The organism is Pedobacter montanisoli (assembly GCF_022809115.1).
GTDB classification, from domain to species: Bacteria; Bacteroidota; Bacteroidia; order Sphingobacteriales; family Sphingobacteriaceae; genus Pedobacter; species Pedobacter montanisoli.
This window is the reverse complement of sequence record NZ_JALGBH010000002.1, coordinates 260034-279438: the sequence shown is the minus strand read 5'-3', so window position 1 is coordinate 279438 and position 19405 is coordinate 260034. Positions and strand designations below refer to the sequence as shown.

General features: G+C 35.2%; 16 protein-coding genes. 10 read left to right on the top strand and 6 right to left on the bottom strand.

Translation table 11 applies throughout. The features are described from left to right. From MMF97_RS09000 to MMF97_RS08990, 3 genes are all read right to left on the bottom strand, one after another. On the bottom strand, positions 1–2691 hold the full coding sequence (locus MMF97_RS09000; RefSeq protein WP_243361678.1) for a hypothetical protein: 2691 nt from the start codon (positions 2689–2691) through the stop codon (positions 1–3). Between the two features lies 1 nt (position 2692). Then, complete coding sequence (locus MMF97_RS08995) at positions 2693–3466, bottom strand: GLPGLI family protein (RefSeq protein WP_243361676.1); 774 nt, start codon at positions 3464–3466, stop codon at positions 2693–2695. Between the two features lie 67 nt (positions 3467–3533). Continuing rightward, positions 3534–3788, bottom strand: coding sequence for a hypothetical protein (locus MMF97_RS08990; RefSeq protein ID WP_243361674.1), 255 nt, complete (start codon positions 3786–3788; stop codon positions 3534–3536). A gap of 147 nt (positions 3789–3935) precedes the next feature. On the opposite strand from MMF97_RS08990, the gene MMF97_RS08985 reads away from it, so the two are divergent. From MMF97_RS08985 to MMF97_RS08975, 3 genes are read left to right on the top strand one after another with little or no spacing between them, the layout of a single operon-like run. Then, positions 3936–5126, top strand: coding sequence for an aspartate aminotransferase family protein (locus MMF97_RS08985; RefSeq protein ID WP_243361672.1), 1191 nt, complete (start codon positions 3936–3938; stop codon positions 5124–5126). 30 nt (positions 5127–5156) lie between these two features. Then, entirely contained in the window at positions 5157–5834 is a 678-nt protein-coding gene (locus tag MMF97_RS08980) for a response regulator transcription factor (protein WP_243361670.1), read from the top strand. A gap of 4 nt (positions 5835–5838) precedes the next feature. Beyond that, on the top strand, positions 5839–7158 hold the full coding sequence (locus MMF97_RS08975) for a sensor histidine kinase (protein ID WP_243361668.1): 1320 nt from the start codon (positions 5839–5841) through the stop codon (positions 7156–7158). Between the two features lie 159 nt (positions 7159–7317). Here the strand turns inward: MMF97_RS08975 and MMF97_RS08970 are convergent, their stop codons facing one another. Next, positions 7318–8238, bottom strand: a complete 921-nt coding sequence (locus tag MMF97_RS08970; RefSeq protein WP_243361666.1) for a DUF58 domain-containing protein — start codon at positions 8236–8238, stop codon at positions 7318–7320. A 47-nt stretch (positions 8239–8285) separates the two neighbouring features. On the opposite strand from MMF97_RS08970, the gene MMF97_RS08965 reads away from it, so the two are divergent. After that, complete coding sequence (locus MMF97_RS08965; protein WP_243361665.1) at positions 8286–9221, top strand: DUF3078 domain-containing protein; 936 nt, start codon at positions 8286–8288, stop codon at positions 9219–9221. An 82-nt stretch (positions 9222–9303) separates the two neighbouring features. Here the strand turns inward: MMF97_RS08965 and trxA are convergent, their stop codons facing one another. Together trxA and dnaE are read right to left on the bottom strand one after the other, a co-directional pair. Then, positions 9304–9621 (bottom strand): thioredoxin, encoded by a 318-nt coding sequence (trxA, locus tag MMF97_RS08960; RefSeq protein WP_243361663.1) that lies wholly within the window; start codon positions 9619–9621, stop codon positions 9304–9306. Between the two features lie 74 nt (positions 9622–9695). Further along, positions 9696–14126: a DNA polymerase III subunit alpha gene (gene dnaE / locus MMF97_RS08955; RefSeq protein ID WP_243361662.1), complete on the bottom strand. Its 4431-nt coding sequence runs from the start codon at positions 14124–14126 to the stop codon at positions 9696–9698. 144 nt (positions 14127–14270) lie between these two features. Between dnaE and MMF97_RS08950 the strand changes: the two genes are divergently transcribed. From MMF97_RS08950 to MMF97_RS08925, 6 genes are all read left to right on the top strand, one after another. After that, on the top strand, positions 14271–15701 hold the full coding sequence (locus MMF97_RS08950) for a right-handed parallel beta-helix repeat-containing protein (RefSeq protein ID WP_243361660.1): 1431 nt from the start codon (positions 14271–14273) through the stop codon (positions 15699–15701). 113 nt (positions 15702–15814) lie between these two features. Continuing rightward, entirely contained in the window at positions 15815–16753 is a 939-nt protein-coding gene (gene mdh, locus MMF97_RS08945) for a malate dehydrogenase (RefSeq protein WP_243361659.1), read from the top strand. 1 nt (position 16754) lies between these two features. Beyond that, complete coding sequence (locus MMF97_RS08940; RefSeq protein WP_243361657.1) at positions 16755–17177, top strand: retropepsin-like aspartic protease; 423 nt, start codon at positions 16755–16757, stop codon at positions 17175–17177. Between the two features lie 10 nt (positions 17178–17187). Continuing rightward, the gene (locus MMF97_RS08935) at positions 17188–17844 is read left to right on the top strand and encodes a peptidoglycan recognition protein family protein (RefSeq protein ID WP_243361655.1); all 657 of its coding nucleotides are present in this window, start codon (positions 17188–17190) and stop codon (positions 17842–17844) included. A gap of 47 nt (positions 17845–17891) precedes the next feature. Next, on the top strand, positions 17892–18425 hold the full coding sequence (locus MMF97_RS08930) for an SRPBCC family protein (RefSeq protein WP_243361653.1): 534 nt from the start codon (positions 17892–17894) through the stop codon (positions 18423–18425). A 186-nt stretch (positions 18426–18611) separates the two neighbouring features. Continuing rightward, a complete protein-coding gene (locus tag MMF97_RS08925) occupies positions 18612–19400 on the top strand; it encodes a sulfite exporter TauE/SafE family protein (protein ID WP_243361651.1) in 789 nt (262 codons plus the stop codon). The last annotated feature ends 5 nt before the right edge of the window (positions 19401–19405 follow it).

The window sequence follows — 19405 nt, the reverse complement described above, 5'->3', positions numbered from 1 at the left end:
TTAAAACTGGAAATCTGCCTTAAATAATAATGTTCGCCCTCTTAATGTATAATTAGAGTTGAGCAAATAATTATTTGTATAGCTGTAACTTGTATAATTTTTTACATTAAAAATATTTGACAAAGTTGCTGAAAGATCAATTTTCTGTTTTTTAAGTGTTTTTTGAATTCCAAAATCAGCAAAGAAATAATTAACCGGTTTCAGATACTTTGCGTCATTATAATAGTGTTCTAAATTTAATTTAGCTGTATAATCGTTGAATAACGAAGCTTTGAGATTACAGTTCTGGTTAAAAAAATGAACCGGATCATATTCAATATAATTCCCATTTTGTTTTGAAGTATTTTTATATCTGGTAAATTCTAAACTATGATTTAAAACAAGCCATTTATTAGGTTGGGTATTAATTCTAACAGTCAGTTTCGATGTTTTATTTAAAAAATTATTTATAGCTCCCTGTTGTATTTCTTTAAATTTAGTAAACGCATAATTTACACCAATATCTATCCCTGTTTTAATAGACAAATAGTACTTATTCACGTTTCCAGAAAAATTCAGTTTATCAGAAGGATTATCCTGAACAATAGCTGTCTGGGTTATCAAATCCTGATCAAACTTAGATTTCATTAAGATATTGCTATTCTTTCGAGAAAAGCTTATGCCTAAATTGGCAAACATAGCTGTTACTATATTTTTATAATTCAGGCTATAATTAATGCTCTTATCCCATGTCTTATATAAGGGAATTTCATAACTTACCAAACTTCTATAGTTCTGTAGCACAAAACTGGCATTGGACATATATGTTGCATCTCTTTGAACTGTTATATTAAGGCTATTGGTAAAAAATTGATTAATATCATACTTTGATCTGATGCTATAATTAAAAAAGATTTCATTTTCACTTTGTTTAATTCCTCTATCATTATTGCTCAAATGAGTAGGACTTATATTTAGGATTGTAACAATACTGGCTTTTTTCATTCTATAGGTTAATGCTGTTTCATTATATAATTTAAGCTGATTTCGCTCAATATCATTTTGAAAAGAACCTGTAGGTGAGAAAATGACATCTCCTGTAAATAAGTCTAAATTATTGTTCAGGTGTTGCAGATTAGCTAATACTCCTAATTTATTATTGACATATAATTTATTGATTTTTTTGCCAAAGGATACAGAGTTATTTAAAAAGAAAGTTCTTGATTGTATTTTCTGCAATAAGCCATCATATTCCTGATCATTATTAAGTAACTTCTTATATTGACCGGGAGTAACATTTAAATATTGTGGTAAATCACTATAACTTATATAAGAATTAACTCCTAACAGATTATTCTTAATCTTAATTACTGAACTAAAGTCATTATATAAATTAATAAACGGGTTACTCAATTTCTGGTTAACAGCATTAGAAGAAATATAATTATATTCTGAGCTCCAAATCCTTTGGAAGTTAAAAATATCTTTAAAAAAGATTTTTTGTGTATTAGCTTCTATGCCTAATCTGGAAATCAGTTTATGATATGTATTATACCCAGTTTGATTTTCATTTATAACAATTGTATCTGAAGGAAGATAAACCTGAGTAATAGCATCTGAGTTATTTATTAGTTTATCGTTCTCATATGCAATGTTATATTTTAAGGTAAATAATTTGCTAAGAGGAAAAATCTGATTACTTGATGCTAATGTATTATTATTAAAAGTATATCGTTCGGTATTTACAGGCGGGGTTGGTGCTTTAATAATGTTTACCAGATTTTGTGTAATACCTCCACTCAGTATCGTATTCAAATTTAGATTAAGATCATTTAATTCTTTATCCAGGTTTACGCCAACATTATTATTTTTTACAGCGTTGATGTACTGCATGTTTTGGTTAAACTTTAATAAGGCCACATTGTTATTACGAAGAAAAGGGCTTAAACCTAAACCTGCATTTACATTCCCTATTAATTTCATTCTAGCATTTGCATTTAACTTTATATTCAATGCTGCTCTGTCTGTTTCTTCAATTCCCTCAAGCATCCTAACTGGCTGGTGATTTTCTAATATCTGTACAGCATCAACAGCATTAACAGGAAGGTTATTAGTTGTTAGGTTATATCGTCCCTCCAAAAGATCCTGTCCTTCAACATAAAATTTATTGATAGCCTTATTCTGATATAAAATCTGCCCGCTTTCAGTTACTTTTATGCCTGGCAAATTTTTAATAACATCTATAATAACTCTGTCGTTTTTATTAGCAAAGGATTTAATATTATAATTAATGGTATCCGATTTTTTAGTAATCGGACGCTCATCTTTAATAATAATCTCTGGCAAAGTATTTACAGCCGTTTTAACCTGAACATTTACAAGCTGATAAGACTTGGAAACTAAAAAAAGTATTTTTCTTTCATAGGCGAGACCTATGATTTCTAACCTGATACTATCCGTAGCAACATTTGGATATTTAATTGTAAATCTTCCTCTTTCATCTACTCCCCCATATCCTAAAATGTTTTCTCCTGTTCGCGGATATAAGATCAGATTGATATTGTTTACTATTTTACCTGTTTCATCTTTTATGGTTCCTTGAATAACATTTTGACTATAACCCTCAAATGAAATGGTTACAAGCAGGCAGATAATAATCTTATTAGGAAGAAAGACTGTAAGATTTAGTATTATTCTGTATAAAAAAAGCACATTAGTTTTGTTTTCTTCCGGTATTAGGCGATGCTCCCCCTATCTGACGTGAGGCTTTTGCGTTTTCAACTGCTTTTTTAAAATCAGTTTCACTTACCAATGCATAATCGATAATGTCCATTTTCTTTTTATCATCTTTATTATAAGTGATACCTGTTAATTCTGATTCCCATCCGTCAGAAGATGAAGTCTTAACAATCAGGCCGGGTAATCCAAAGAAAGAGAAGGGTCCTGCCTGAAAAGGTATATCTTTACAAAACCACCCTGTAATTATAGAAGAAGATCGCTCCAATATTGCTTTTTGGCATTTCAATCCATTTATACTCATCGTATCCGGTTTTATTTCCCAATTATTGGTATATCCTGCATCAACATATCCCAGCATCTGGTTACCAACACTCTGTATATTAATTGTTTCTTTTTTACTAAATGAATGTAATTTATAGAATCTGTAAATTTTAGTAATAACAAAATCAGCAGCATTAAAATTAGGTTTTACCCCTGTTGCACTTGCCTTTTCAAAAGCTTCTTTCATTTTAGCTATATTTTCGGCTACATTTTTACTGTAAAAAAAACTATAGTTTTTACTTATGTCCATCAAGCATACATCGTTTATTAATGTTTGTTGATTTCTTACCTGGCTTATTTTATAAGTTACAGTAGCCAAAACTGTTTCATTTTTCTGAGCATAATTTTTTTGAGAAAATGCAAAGAGCAAGATTAAGATTAAGTACTTCTTTAAAACCATTTTATTGATATGAGTATGAGTGTGCATTAACTACGATTTATATTTAAAGAATTACCGCTAGACAATAAGATTGCCTAACGGTAAAATTGACCTTTTAGCAGTCGTTACCTTCTTCTACCTCCACATAATCTACAGCGGTACCACATGCGGCTTCCATTTTCGCCCATAAAGCCATATGGCAACCCCATGAAAGTCCCTCAGAAGTAGTTACATCCCACACTTCTCCACAACTACTCGTATACGTGTAGTCTGCAAAGAATTTTTCTGAAGCAACTTGTTCTGTTTTTGGAGTTTCGCTTTTAGCAGCATAAGCGCCTACCGATAGGAAAGCGAAGCAAGCGAGAATCATTAATTTTTTCATAGCTTTTAAGTTTTGAAGGTTAATTATTTGATTAGTTAATTCTAATTTAATTATCCTATTTGCCGAACTCCAAATATTTAATGTGAATATTTTTCACAAAAAGAAACTAAAAAATAAATGCCTTAACTTTGTAAAATGCTAACACAACGTCAATTATTTTTAAAACATAACGCCCAAACTTCCCCTAGCCCACTTTTATTAGCCTTTACCCGTGCCAAAGGCATTTACATGTATGATAAGGATGACAAACCTTATATCGATTTAATTTCAGGCATTGGTGTAAGTAATGTTGGCCATTGCCATCCCAATATTGTAGAGGCAGTGCAATTACAGGCACAAACCTATATGCACCTTATGGTATATGGCGAATATGTACAAAGTCCACAGGTAAATTTTGCCAAAGCTTTAGCCGAAGTATTGCCTGAAAATTTAAACTGCACCTATTTTGTAAACTCAGGAGCAGAAGCTGTGGAAGGCGCTATGAAATTGGCAAAAAGATACTCTGGAAGAACCGAAATCATTGCCTGTAATAACAGTTATCATGGCAGCACACATGGAGGTTTAAGCTTAATGGGCAACGAAACATTTAAGCAAGCCTACCGTCCATTGCTACCAGGAATCAGTTTTATTAAATTTAATCATCTACCTGATTTAGAAAAGATCACTACGCAAACTGCAGCAGTTTTTATAGAAACCATACAAGGCGAAGCCGGAATTGTTGTTCCTGAATTGGATTATATGCAGCAATTGCGCAAAAAATGTACTGAAACAGGAACGTTGCTCATATTAGATGAAATTCAATGCGGTTTTGGTCGTACAGGAAAATTGTTTGGGTTTGAGCATTTTGACATTGTACCAGATATTTTGTTGTTAGCCAAAGGTATTGGTGGTGGCATGCCTATAGGTGCATTTATTGCATCTTCAGAAATCATGTCGGGGTTTACAGAAAACCCAGTATTGGGTCATCTGACTACATTTGGTGGGCATCCGGTTAGCTGTGCTGCAGGTCTGGCTACGCTTCATACCATTTTACAGGATCAATTGGTTGATGACGTTGAAAGCAAAGGACAATTATTTAAGGATTTGCTAAAGCATCCGGCTATATTAGAAATCAGAGGAAAAGGGTTGATGTTAGCCATAGCGTTTAACAGTTATGAAACCAATAAAAAGATTATTGATGCCTGTATTGAAGATGGCGTAGTTACCGATTGGTTTTTACATTGCGATAATGCGATGCGTATTGCTCCTCCACTCATAATTACAAGTGAAGAAATCAAAACTGCATGCGAAATCATTTTGCGTAATATTGAAAAAATCTGCGGATAAGTTATATTAGTAATCACAAACAGGCAAAATATGAATGTACTTATTGTAGAAGATGAAAAAAGTCTGGCTTTGGAAATGAATGAGTTTCTGAGTAAGGAAGGTTATATTGTAGAACATGCCTGGAAAAAATCTTCGGCAGAAGAAAAAATCTTCGTTAATAATTATGATTTTGTACTGTTAGATCTGGGTTTACCCGATGGAGATGGATTTGAAGTACTGGAGGGTTTGAAAAAATTGAAAAACCGGGAAGATGCCGTTATTGTTTTAACTGCCCGCAGTGCTGTTGACGATAGGATAAAAGGACTTGAAGCCGGTGCAGATGATTATTTACCCAAGCCTTTTTCTCTAAATGAACTTCTGGCTCGTATGCATGCCATTATTAGGCGCAAACATAAATTAGAAAAAAACGAGGTAAGAGTACATGATTTTGTCTTAGATATACAAAACAGAACTGTATCATACCAAGCAGAACGTGTGACACTTACCAAAAAAGAATTTGAAATTCTGAATTATCTGGTATTGAACAAAAATCGCGTGGTATCCAGGGTAAGTTTAACCGAACATGTTTGGGGCGATATTCTTGAAGTAAATTCTGATTCTAATTTTGTAGATGTCCATGTTAAAAACCTGCGCAAAAAACTAAGCCAGTTCACTAAAATAGATTGGTTTGAAACCGTAAGAAGTATAGGCTACAGGGTAAACATTTAAACAAATGAAACTCCAAGCAAAATTTGCACTGTACAATGCCATAACCAAAGTAGGTATTATCCTTGTTTTGGGCGTAATCATTTTGCTTTCTATCGATAAAATCTCTACCAACCACTTAGATAACCGCTTAAATAAAAAACGATTAAAGATTGTAGAGAATTTAAACGAAGAAGAAATCAAAAATCTCTTACAAGAAAACCAGACTTTTACCGATTATAACATCTTAAAAGACGAATTCATTGTACTGAATGTAATCCCCAAAAAGAAAGCATTAAACAGTGAACTTTTCTTTTCTACCGAGCATCGTGAGATTGAGAACTATATAGAAGTTTACAGGATTTTAAGTGAGGAATTTGAATATAACGGACAGCGTTACCAACTGGAAATTGGTGAAAGTATGACCGCCATGGAAGCCATTAAAAACACCATTGGTTTTTACATGCTCATTGTACTCTCCTTAGCCATTTTTGTTACGCTGATTATCGATTTTGCTTTTACTCATTACCTGTTAAAACCATTTTATAAGATCATAGATCAAAAAATCAATAAAGTAAATGATCCGATTTCTTATAGTTATGATCATATACCTACTACCACCACAGATTTTAAAATTCTGGATAACAGTATTAATTCGTTAATGCAAAAACTTTCGGGTTTATTCTTATTAGAGAAACAATTTATAGCCAACGTTTCTCATGAATTGCTTACACCTATATCGGTATTGAGTACACGTTTAGAAAATATACTTGCCGATGAAGGTTTGAGCGAACAACATGAGAATAAAATACTGTCTTCTCTCAAAACATTGAATCGTTTAAAAGTAATCATCAACAGCTTGTTACTCATCTCTAAAATTGAAAATGAGCAGTATGTTAAACACGATCAGATTTCTATTAAAACGGAAATAGAAGAAATTTATGAAGAGTTAGAAGACCGTATAATCGGCAAGAACATCACTTTTGAAAATAACATTGCTACAGATTTTATTTTTAAAGGCAGTCAGCCTTTGATCCGTACACTTTTGATCAATGTGATTAACAATGCCATTAAGTACAATCAGGTTGGAGGTAAAATAAGTATTGATGCAGAAATGGAAAATCATCAATACCTGCTTCATATAAAGGACACAGGAATTGGCATGAACGCAGAGGAAATTAAAAAAGCTTTTGAAAGATTTGAACGTGTTCAAAACGAACATGAAGAAGGATTTGGGCTGGGCTTAGCTATCGTAAACAGTATTGCCAAATTTCATAATTTAAAGCTCAATATAGAATCTGTCAAAGATTCTCATACCTTGTTTACCATTACTTTTCCAACAACTTAAACTCTTCATCAAAACTTCATAAACAAGCTACATATTTGTTTTAACAAAACATCAGAAATGATTTTGTTTTGTGATCTAAAAAATATCCATATATAATTTTTTAGTTTTCCGGTTACCTTATCTAACCTCCTCATAAAACCTTATGTGGAGGTTTTTTTATTAAGCCATTTTCTGTCTTTTGATCAAATAAGCCTGCAACATCTGCTCAAACCCTTCCTCAATATTTGCATCAATGAGATCTATTTTATATTGGGCACATTTTAAGGCCAGGTTTTGACGATAGTTTTCTATCTGCTTAAAATACCCTTCTTTAACCTGGTTAGGATGCAGTTTAACTTCATCACCTGTTTCCATATCTACAAATAAATAAGGCCGGTTATCAAAGCTAAAATCGAGCTCTTTAGCTTTATGTACCACGTTAAAAACAATCACTTCGTGTTTATTAAATTTAAGGTGTTGCAGGGCAGAAAACAATTGGTTCTGGCTTTCTTCATCATGATGATTTTGAAACATATCGCTCAATATCACCACCAAGGATCTTTTATGAATGGTATCTGCTATCTGATGTAAAGCTTCGGCTGTATTGGTTTTTAATGGTGTTTGCGGCTGCCTAATAAGCTGCTCTAAAATGGTAAACAAATGTTTTTGATGTGCAGTAGTAGATCTAGCCGGTGTATTGATGTATAAATTATCATTGAAAAGACTTAAACCAAAGGCATCGCGTTGTTTCTTAAGCAGATAAATCAATGCAGCAGCGCTTTGTATAGAAAAGATCAGTTTATTATACTTTTCTTCAGGAAAATACATGGAAGAAGAAGTATCTATTACAAACTGGCATCTTAAATTGGTTTCTTCTTCAAAACGTTTGCTAAACAGCTTATCTGTTTTAGCGTACAGTTTCCAGTCTATGTTTTTTACGTTATCACCAGTATTGTACAAGCGATGCTCGGCAAACTCTACCGAAAAACCATGAAAAGGGCTTTTGTGTAAACCTGTAATAAATCCTTCTACTACCTGTTTAGCCAAAAGCTCCAGGCTGGTATTAAACTGTACACTATCTGGTTTCAAAGCGGTTTGCATGTAGTAAAGCTAAAAAAAGATTTTTATTACTTTTGTAAAAAAACTCCATGAAAAAACATTTACTTATCGCTTTCTGTATTCAATTGAGCGTTTATGCTTCTGCCCAAACCATCCAAGGTGGAAAAGTAAATACCGAAAGCGCAAAATTAGCAGCAAAATTAGATACAGCTAAGAAAGCTGAAGGATGGACAGTTAGAGGTACCAATACCTTACTTTTAAATCAGGCAGCATTTTCAAACTGGGTATCTGGTGGTATTAACTCTGTTGCGCTTACCGGAAGGATTGATTATGAATTTAACCTTAAATCAGGTAAAAATCTTTGGGAAAACAGAATTTTAATGGGTTATGGCTTACGCTCTGAAGAAGGTAACCAAGCGACTAAAGTAGAAGATGTAATTGATCTTACCTCTAAATATGGTTATCAATTAGGTACAAGCAATTGGTATACCGCCGCCGCATTAAATTTAAAAACCCAGTTTGCCAAAGGTTACGATTATGGTAATCCTAATCAGGGTTATATTTCAAATTTTATGGCTCCGGGTTATGTAACCTTAGGTGTAGGTCTTGATTATATTCCAAACGATAACTTCCAGTTAAGCATACACCCTTTAACCTCAAGATTTACCATTATTGCCGATAAAGCTGTTTTTGATCCTGATCATGATGGCATTTTAACCGATGCCTTTGGGGCAAAACCTACTGAAAGTCTGGTTTACCAGTTAGGTGCTTACATAGGTGGGCGCTACAAGGCAAAATTAATGGAAAACATTTTATTGGATAACCGTTTTGGTGTGTTTAGCAATTACCTGAAAAAACCTCAGAATATGGTTCTTTCTTATTCGGCAATTTTAGATATGAAAGTAAATAAATTCATTTCTACACAGGTTACCGCAGATCTGTTTTATGATGATAACCAGATTGGCAAACTACAGTTAAAAGAAACTTTAGGTGTAGGAATAACTTATAAGTTTGGCAAGTATTAATCGTTTCAAACTTTATTAAAACAAAAAAAGGCCGGATGTACGTACATCCGGCCTTTTTTGTAAGGTAATTTACCTTTATATCTTATAATTGACTGTTCAATTTACCTGCTAAAACAGATTTAGGCACTGCGCCTACTTGTTTGTCAACTACCTGTCCATCTTTAAAGTATAAAAGCGCAGGGATATTACGGATACCAAACTGCATAGAGATTTGCGGGTTGTTATCTACGTTTACTTTACCTACAATCGCTTTACCTTCGTATTCTTTAGCTATCTCATCAACAAGAGGACCTACCATACGGCAAGGACCACACCATTCTGCCCAAAAATCTACTAATACAGGTTTATCTGATTTTAATACTACTTCCTCGAAGTTAGCGTCTGTTATTTCTAAAGCCATAACTAAATTTATTTAATGTGTTACAAATATATAATCAATTGTGGTGCCAACAATACACTTATGTCATTTTGACACTAATTCAACCTGTAATCAACTACGTTAAGTCGTTGTATCTGAGCTAAAAACTGGTTGTTAGGGTTTATCTTTAAATTTTTAGATGGTAAATCCAATTTTAATCCCTTTTCTCTATCGTAAACCTCAAAGTTAAGTTTACAATTCTGATTTTCGCTAATTTCTTTATTTTCCTCTAAGATATAAGCTATTTTATCCATCAGGCCGGTATCTACAGATTCAATAGGGAATAATAAAGTTAATGATTTGGTAAGTTTATCTCTTAAGCCCGACAGCAAATCTATAGCAGTAATTTTAAACTCCCAATCTCCTTCTTTGCCATAGCGTAAACCTACTTTTCCTCTGATCTGTAAGAAATAGCCTTCTGTTAAAAACTGCTTGAATTTCAGAAAATCTTCTCCAAAAAGAGCAATCTCGCAACTGTCGTCATAATCTTCAAACGTAAAAGTTCCAAAAGGTCGCCCGGTTTTGGTAATACGCTGTGATGCCATGCCAACCAGTCCGCCTACCACCAATTCTCTGTTCTTTAAGCCTTCAAACTCTGCCAATACTTCTTCATTGGTATCGCCACTACGCACCTTATTGATGATACTGATATCTTTTACTTTATGCTGGCAGAACTTTTCCAGTTCAAACCTGTAATCATCTAAAGGATGGCCAGAAAGGAATATACCGATGGCATCTTTCTCATATTTTAGCTTATCAATTAAGCCCCACTCCTGCGCCGCTGCAAAGGTAGGCTCAAGAATAAGATCTGCTTTTGAACCACCAAATAACGAAGATTGTGCCGAATTCTGGTTATTCTGAAAATCGTTCGCATATTTGATCAGCTTTTCTATGCCATTCATTTTATCGTTTGCACCAATATAAAAATACTGGGCTCTATTGTAGCCAAAAGCATCGAATGCCCCACTGTACACAAAACTTTCATAGGCTTTTTTGTTTACGATACGGGTATTAGAACGTTTTGCAAACTCAAAAATACTTTGGTAAGGGCCATTGGCCTGGCGTTCTTCTATGATACTCTCTACCGCTTTCTCTCCTACACCTTTTACTGCCGATAAACCAAAACGAATTTCCCCATTAGCATTTACCGAAAACTTAAGATCAGATTCATTTACATCTGGCCCTAAAACTGTAACTCCCATTTGACGACATTCTTCCATAAAGAAGGCAACCTGTTTAATATCGCTCATGTTATTGGAAAGTACGGCAGCCATATATTCTGCCGGGTAATGCGCTTTTAAATAAGCAGTTTGGTAAGCTACCCAGGCATAACAGGTTGAGTGCGATTTATTGAAAGCATAAGAAGCAAAAGCTTCCCAGTCTTTCCATATTTTTTCTAATATAGCTGGAGCATGACCTTTTTCTGCGGCCTGTTGAACAAATTTTGGTTTCATTTTATCCAGCACGTCTTTCTGCTTCTTACCCATCGCCTTACGCAAAACATCGGCCTCACCTTTGGTAAAACCAGCCAGTTTTTGCGATAAAAGCATCACCTGCTCCTGGTAAACTGTAATACCATAGGTTTCTTTCAGGTATTCTTCACAAGCATCTAAATCGTAGGTAATGGGTTCTAAACCATGCTTACGCCTTACGAAACTTGGGATGTACTCCATTGGCCCTGGTCGATACAGCGCATTCATGGCGATCAAATCTCCGAAAACCGTTGGCTTAAGCTCTTTCATGTATTTCTGCATACCCGGACTCTCGTACTGGAATATACCAATCGTTTCGCCGCGTTGAAAAAGCTCATAAGTTTTTACATCATCTATCGGGAAATTATCAGGATCTAAATCTCTCCCATGTCGCTTTTTAACCAGTTTTACAGTATCTTTTATCAGGGTCAAAGTCTTTAACCCCAAAAAGTCCATCTTTAACAAACCGGCGCTTTCTACCACCGAGTTATCAAACTGGGTAACATACAGATCAGAATCTTTTGCCGTAGCTACAGGCACAAAATTCGTAATATCATCGGGCGTAATGATCACCCCGCAGGCGTGAATACCTGTATTACGCAACGAGCCCTCTAATACTACAGCCTGCTCAATAGTTTCAGATGCCAAACTTTTAGCTCCTGCTATGTTTTTAAGTTCATTTACTCTTTCAAACTCATCGGGCCGTAAAGCAGATTTCAATTCTTTTTCTTCAAGATTAAAAATCTTAGCCAGCTTCATATTAGGGATAAGCTTGGCTATTTTATCGGCTTCGAACAAAGGCAGATCCAGTACACGTGCTGTATCTCTTATGGATGATTTTGCAGCCATAGTACCATAAGTAATGATTTGTGCCACCTGACTGGAGCCATATTTATCAATCACATAATCCATTACACGACTACGACCCTCATCATCAAAGTCGATATCAATATCGGGCATGGAAACCCTATCTGGATTTAAGAAACGCTCAAAAAGGAGATCATATTTTATCGGATCTATATTGGTAATACCCAAACAATAAGCAACCGCTGATCCTGCTGCCGATCCACGACCCGGCCCAACAGATACATCTCTGTTACGGGCTTCGGCAATAAAATCCTGTACAATGAGGAAATATCCCGGATAACCGGTTTTTTCAATGGTCTGTAATTCAAAATCCAGACGTTCGGTAATATCAGGTGTTAATTCTTCATATCGTTTTTTAGCACCTTCGTAAGTTAAATATCTTAAGTATTTGTTCTCTCCTCGTTTACCTCCATCCAGTTCATCTTCGGCCACCTGAAATTCTTCAGGAATATCAAATTTTGGTAAGAGTACCTCACGGGCAAGTTTATAAGCTTCAATTTTATCTATAACTTCCTGTATGTTCAGAATAGCCTCAGGCAGATCGGCAAAAAGCGTTTTCATCTCATCGGCCGATTTAAAATAATACTCTTGGTTAGGCATACCAAACCTAAAACCGCGACCACGACCTATAGGCGTTGTTAATTTCTCACCGTCTTTAACACACAGCAAAATATCGTGTGCATGTGCATCTTTTTTACCAATATAATAGGTATTGTTAGTTGCAATCAGCTTAACACCATGTTTGCTTGCAAGTGGTATCAAAGCTTCATTTACACGGTCTTCATTTTCCTGACCATGACGCATAACTTCAATATAGAAATTATCGCCAAATCGCTCTTTCCACCAAATCAGTGCTTCTTCTGCCTGTTTCTCGCCAATATTTAACAGCTTACTAGGTATCTCTCCGTACAAATTACCAGATAATACAATGATATCATCTTTGTATTGTTCTACCACCTTCTTATCTATCCTTGGAACGTAATAGAAACCTTTGGTATAGGCAATAGACGACATTTTAGCCAGATTATGATAGCCTTGCTTATTTTTAGCCAGAAATACAACCTGATAACCATCATCTTTACGGGTTTTATCGGTATGGTCATCACAAACAAAAAACTCTACACCTATAATCGGTTTAATGGTTTGCCCTTCGGGCTTTTCGCCCTTCTCTATGGCTTCTGCATTTTTGGCTTCAATACCTTTGTTGTATTTCAGCACTTCGTTCACAAAATGAAAGGCTCCCATCATGTTCGCATGATCGGTTAAAGCAACTGCGGGCATATTTTGTGCGGCCGCGGCTTTTACCAGAGCACTTATGCTTATGGTACTTTGCAGTACAGAAAACTGGGTATGGTTATGTAAATGCACAAAGGTAGCATCGGCCAGAGCCGCTGCATCAGCAGCAGAAGTTTTTCTTTCTGCACCTGCTCCACCAGCCTGTGTACGTTTTCTGATTTCATCAGAGGCTGCTTTTAAATTAATATGCTTTAAACCTACCGGTTCAAATGGTAAAGGATTGGCGTCTTTAAAACGTAAGAAGTAATCGGTATCTACCTGCAGTTCTTCTTTTGTAAAAATGCCTTTTTTTACCAGTTCAAGAAAACAACGGGTGGTAGCCTCTACGTCGGCAGTAGCATTGTGTGCTTCGCTAAAAGGCACGCCAAACAAATACGAATGTAGCTCGGTTAAGGTTGGTAATTTAAACTTACCTCCCCTACCACCGGGTATTTTAAGCAATTCGGCTGTAATTTCGGTACAGGTATCAAGTACCGGCATGTTAGCCAGATTATTTTCTATACCTAAACGGTAAAATTCACAGCCTATAATATTAACATCAAAGCCTACATTTTGCCCTACAATAAATTTAGCCTTGCCCAAAACTTCTTTAAATTTTTCCATTGTTTCGGCTAGGCTAATACCCTGTTCATCGGCAAGTTCTGTAGAAATACCGTGAATACGTTCAGAATCATAAGGGATATTAAATCCATCGGGTTTAACCAGATAATCCTGATGTTCAATTAAATTACCTAATTCATCATGCAGTTGCCATGCTATTTGAATACAACGCGGCCAGTTATCCGTATCGGTAATAGGTGCATTGAAATTACGGGGCAAACCGGTGGTTTCTGTATCAAAAATCAAGTACATAATCGGGAAAAATTTAGCTATCAAAAATAGCAAATTACCCTAGCTAAACCGTCAGTTAATTATCAACAAAGAGAACGATTCCTCTTACAGAGAATTTAAATATAATATTTGAGTATTTTTAAACACAAAATCATGCATTAGCTTATGAAAAAACTATTAACCCTATTTTGCTTCCTTTCTTTCTTGGTTATTTCAGGCTATAAAAGCGATGGGAAATCCTTAGAAAAAAGCCAGAAATATTACATCGATGCAGAATCAGGTAAAGATTCTAATTCCGGAACATCGGCCGATCAGGCTTGGAAAACTTTAGAAAAAATCAATTCATCTGTTTTTAAACCAGGAGATAGGATTCTTTTAAAAAGAGGTTCGGTTTGGATTGGTCATATCGAATTAAAGCAATCTGGATTATTTAAAAAGCCTATAACTATTGCCGATTATGGCGATGGCGATTTACCTAAAATAAATGTTAACGGAACTGCAAGAGATGGCATTTTGCTTAAAAACATAAGCCACATTACCGTAAAAAATGTAGAAATCACCAATTTTGATGCTTCAGTAGATGTTCAGAAAAACGGCCCAACCGGTGTTAGAATTTTAGCAGAAAACATTGGAACCATCTCCTACATTAACTTATCCGGCTTGTATATTCATGATATAAACGGCGATAATAAAAAAGGCAGCAATGAAGGCAATGGAATTTACTGGGAATGTAAAGGTCCGGCAAAAAGCAATATCGAAAACTTAAAAATCGAAAAATGCACCATTAAGAAAGTAGATAGAAACGGAATTAGGGGCAATGGAACTTTCGCTTTTAGAGACAATTGGTTTCCAAATAAAAAATTAACTATAAAAGATTGTTTATTAGAAGATATTGGCGGCGATGGCATTGTGGTTAAAGCTTTTGATGGTGCTTTAATAGAACATAATAAACTTTTTGGAATGCGGGCCAGAGCCAAAGATAACGCGGTTGCCGTTTGGCCACATAGCAGCGACAATACGGTTATTCAATATAACGAAGTGGCTTTTACCAAAAACCAAGATTGGTCTAACGATGGGCAATCTTTTGATATTGACGGCAATTGTAATCATACCACCATACAAAACAATTACAGCCACGATAACGAAGGTGGTTTTATGCTGGTAATTTCTGATGACATCAGCGCAAAAAGTATGCTAACCAAAAACAACGTTATCAGATATAACCTCAGTGTAAATGATGGTTTAAACCGAAAACGGCTCTTCAATTTTGCAGGTACAACAGATAGCACCTTAGTTTACAACAATATTTTTATAAACAACAGTAAAACCAGTTTAGAGATGGAATTGGTAGATTTAGAGCACAGCTTACCCAAAAATATTATTTTTAAGCAAAATGAGTTTAGATATAACGATGGTGTATCGGCAAAATTCAGCAAGTCGAACAAACAATATCAAACCATACAATGGATAGGAAATCTATTTACAGGTAAATTTTTAAGTAAAGATTTATTGGTAAATAATGTTGAAGGAAAGGAAAGTTTACCCGTAAATTTAAAACGTTTTCCTTGGAAATTTATGCCAAAAACAACGAATTAAGCCACAACATAAAAATTACATAACATATAAATAATTACAAAAAAACATTTTTAAAACTAACTCAAATCAATATATTAGACCAATAAACATTAAATCTTAAACCTATCCATAATATGAAAATTACTGTAGTAGGTGCTGGCGCCGTAGGAGCCACATGTGCCGATAACATTGCAAGAAGAGAATTAGCTGAGGAAGTTATTTTATTAGACATTAAAGAGGGTTTTGCAGAAGGTAAAGCAATTGATATGATGCAAACTGCTACCTTATTAGGCTTTGATACTAAAATTAAAGGTGTAACCAACGATTATTCTGCTACTGCAGGTTCTGCCGTTGCTGTAATCACTTCAGGACTTCCACGCAAACCGGGTATGACCCGCGAAGAACTGATCGGTATCAATGCGGGTATTGTAAAAGGTGTTGCCGAAAATATTCTTAAACATTCACCTGATGCGATTATCGTTGTGATCAGCAATCCAATGGACACCATGACTTATTTAGCCTTAAAATCTTTAGGCTTACCTAAGAACCGCATTATTGGTATGGGCGGAATTTTAGACAGCTCACGTTTTAAATATTATTTAAGCCAGGCTTTAAACTGCAATCCTAATGATTTACAAGGCTTTGTAATTGGCGGACACGGCGATACAACCATGATCCCTTTAACCCGTTTTGCAACTTACCAAAGTTTGCCGGTTAACAATCTATTAGATCATGCTACTTTAGAAAAAGTTGCTGCCGATACAATGGTTGGCGGGGCTACTTTAACAGGCTTATTGGGTACTTCTGCCTGGTATGCACCAGGTGCCGCAGGTGCGGCTTTAGTTGAAGCTATTGTACGCGACGAGAAAAAATTATTTACCTGCTGTGTAGCTTTAGATGGCGAATATGGACAGAAAGACATTTGCCTGGGCGTTCCGGTAATTATTGGGAAAAATGGCTGGGAAAAAATCATTGATTTTAAATTAAATGATGATGAACAGGCCAAATTCAATAAAAGTGCAGATGCGGTACGCAACATGAACAATGTACTTACAGAAATGAACTTGATTTAATATGAGAACAGTATCTGTTCCATTACATCTTATTAATTTACAAAACGACGGTTTCCACCTTTTGGTGGAAATTGTTGTTTTTAACGAAAAAGTTTTTGCCGTTTTAGATACCGGAGCATCGAGAACCGTATTGGATCAAAGCCTAATGAAAAGGCATTTGAACGATCTTGTACAAAATAGTGAAACACAGGCCGCAACTATTTTTAGCAGTGCCACAACCATACACGGTATCATTCCGGTTTTAAAAATAGGTAGCCTTAAACTTAAGAATTATGAAGCCGTTGCCATTGATTTGCAAAGTGTAAGCGAAACTTACTTACAGCTTGGGCATCCTGAAATTCATGGCATTATAGGTGGCGATATTTTAATGAAGTATCATGCCAAAATTGATTATAAAAGCAAAATATTAAGATTATATGTATAAAAAGATTTTAATGGCTACATTATTTCTAAGCAGTTATACAGCTTCCTTTGCGCAGCAAATTAAAATAGTTGATAAGCCTATCGTTTTTGACAGCACTCGTGTAAGGCTATCATTAGAGTATTTAAAAAACAGACATGACATTGTTAAAAGTACGCCTACTATAGAACCCAAAATCATTGTATTGCATTGGACCGCAGCCAAAACTTTTTCTTCTACGTTTAATGCTTTTAATACCGCTAAATTACCTGATGGAGACCGTAAGGATATTGCTACCGTGAGCAGTTTAAATACTTCTTCGCAATTCTTAATAGACCGCGATGGCACCATTTACAGGTTAATGCCCGAAAATTATTTTGCACGCCATGTAATTGGCCTGAACTATTGCGCTATAGGTGTTGAGAATGTAGGTAGTCGAGATTTTCCTTTAACGCCAGAACAATTAGCTGCAAATGAAGCTCTGGTAAGGTATTTAACTGCAAAATATCCTATTGAATACTTAATTGGGCACTACGAATATACTCGTTTTAAAAACACCCCTTTGTGGAAAGAAACCAATCCCAATTATCAAACCGGCAAGGACGATCCGGGAAAAGATTTTATGGAAAAGGTGAGAGAAGATCTTAAAGACCTCAATCTTAAAGGCGCACCTCAGCAAAAAAACAATTAAAATATTAAGGCTAATGTTTATCTTTAAGTAAAATCAAATACAACCATATGAAATTTTTAAAAATTCTTTTAGCAATTGTAGTAGTATTGATATTACTATTTTTTGTAGTTGGTGCATTTTTACCGAAAACCTATTCGGTTAACCGTTCTACCACCATTAATGCACCTGATAGTGTTATTTATGGAAACATTGCCAATTTTAATGAGTTTAACAAATGGAATCCGTGGATAAAGATGGAACCTACTGCCAAAACTACCATTAGCGGAGCAGTTGGCCAACCGGGTCACCTATTTGAATGGACGGGAGACAAAACCGGATCTGGACAAATGAAAATCTTAAGCGCTACGCCTTACAGCAATGTAAACATCGAATTAAAATTCATTAAGCCTTTTGAAAGCTTAGCCAATTGTAAATTTGATATCGTAAAAGAAAACGATGGAAACAAAGTTACATGGACCATGAGTGGTGAAAATCCGAATACTATGAGCAAATGGATGAGTTTAATGATGGACAGCATGGTAGGAAAAGATTTTGAGAACGGATTGGCTTCGTTAAAAGAAAAATCTGAAAAAGGAGAATAAAAATATCCTGTTCAAAAGGTGTCTAAATTAAATCCGTCATCCTGAACTCGTTTCAGGATCTTAAAGTATCCAAGATTTTTTAGACACCTTTTTTATGAGTGATACTCAAAAAAATAATGTTTTTGCAACTTAAGTAACTAATTTATTAAAATTGTTATTGCACATTTGCATAAACAACACACACAAATGATTTTTTTAGGTTACATCTTTTCGGTATTCATAGGCATATCATTAGGGCTTATGGGTGGTGGAGGCAGCATTTTAACTGTACCTGTACTGGTATATCTTTTCAATATTAATCCTGTTCTGGCAACCACTTATTCACTTTTTATTGTGGGCATGGGCAGCATGTTTGGTGTTTATGCTTATTTAAAGCAAAAATTGGTTAACCTTAAGGCTGTGCTTAACTTTGGTGTGCCTTCTGTTATTGCCATTTTCATTACACGTAAATTTTTACTCCCCAAAATTCCTTCCGTACTTTTCACGATCGATGGTTTTATGATAACCAGAGAATTGTTTCTAATGTTATTGTTCTCTGTTTTAATGATAGGCGCTTCTTATTCCATGATCCGTAAAGGCAGAACAGACCTATCTCTTACCGGAAAACCCAAACCTGCCACTATGGCTTTTCAGGGTGTAATAGTAGGTTTTCTTACGGGCGTTGTAGGTGTTGGAGGTGGTTTTTTGATTATTCCCTCATTAAATATACTGGGTAAATTATCTATGAAAGAAGCCATTGGCACCTCTTTGGCTATTATTGTATTGAATTCATTGGTAGGTTTTACCGGTAGTTTAGGACATTTTACCCCAGATTGGACTTTCTTATTATCTGTAACGGCAGTAGCTGTAATTGGGATATTTATTGGCACACAGTTATCTAAGAAAATTGAAGGTGCAAAATTAAAACCTGCCTTTGGTTGGTTTATCCTTTGCATGGGCATTTACATTATTGCCAAAGAAACCTTACTCAAATAATCAAA

Coding starts and splice junctions, on each gene's coding strand:
- MMF97_RS08970 (WP_243361666.1), bottom strand. CDS start 8,238: ATGCAAACCGCTTTGAAACCAGATAGTGTACAGTTTAATACCAGCCTG.
- MMF97_RS08925 (WP_243361651.1), top strand. CDS start 18,612: ATGATTTTTTTAGGTTACATCTTTTCGGTATTCATAGGCATATCATTA.
- MMF97_RS08965 (WP_243361665.1), top strand. CDS start 8,286: ATGAAAAAACATTTACTTATCGCTTTCTGTATTCAATTGAGCGTTTAT.
- MMF97_RS08980 (WP_243361670.1), top strand. CDS start 5,157: ATGAATGTACTTATTGTAGAAGATGAAAAAAGTCTGGCTTTGGAAATG.
- dnaE (WP_243361662.1), bottom strand. CDS start 14,126: ATGTACTTGATTTTTGATACAGAAACCACCGGTTTGCCCCGTAATTTC.
- mdh (WP_243361659.1), top strand. CDS start 15,815: ATGAAAATTACTGTAGTAGGTGCTGGCGCCGTAGGAGCCACATGTGCC.
- MMF97_RS08930 (WP_243361653.1), top strand. CDS start 17,892: ATGAAATTTTTAAAAATTCTTTTAGCAATTGTAGTAGTATTGATATTA.
- MMF97_RS08935 (WP_243361655.1), top strand. CDS start 17,188: ATGGCTACATTATTTCTAAGCAGTTATACAGCTTCCTTTGCGCAGCAA.
- trxA (WP_243361663.1), bottom strand. CDS start 9,621: ATGGCTTTAGAAATAACAGACGCTAACTTCGAGGAAGTAGTATTAAAA.
- MMF97_RS08950 (WP_243361660.1), top strand. CDS start 14,271: ATGAAAAAACTATTAACCCTATTTTGCTTCCTTTCTTTCTTGGTTATT.
- MMF97_RS08985 (WP_243361672.1), top strand. CDS start 3,936: ATGCTAACACAACGTCAATTATTTTTAAAACATAACGCCCAAACTTCC.
- MMF97_RS08995 (WP_243361676.1), bottom strand. CDS start 3,466: ATGCACACTCATACTCATATCAATAAAATGGTTTTAAAGAAGTACTTA.
- MMF97_RS08990 (WP_243361674.1), bottom strand. CDS start 3,788: ATGATTCTCGCTTGCTTCGCTTTCCTATCGGTAGGCGCTTATGCTGCT.
- MMF97_RS08975 (WP_243361668.1), top strand. CDS start 5,839: ATGAAACTCCAAGCAAAATTTGCACTGTACAATGCCATAACCAAAGTA.
- MMF97_RS08940 (WP_243361657.1), top strand. CDS start 16,755: ATGAGAACAGTATCTGTTCCATTACATCTTATTAATTTACAAAACGAC.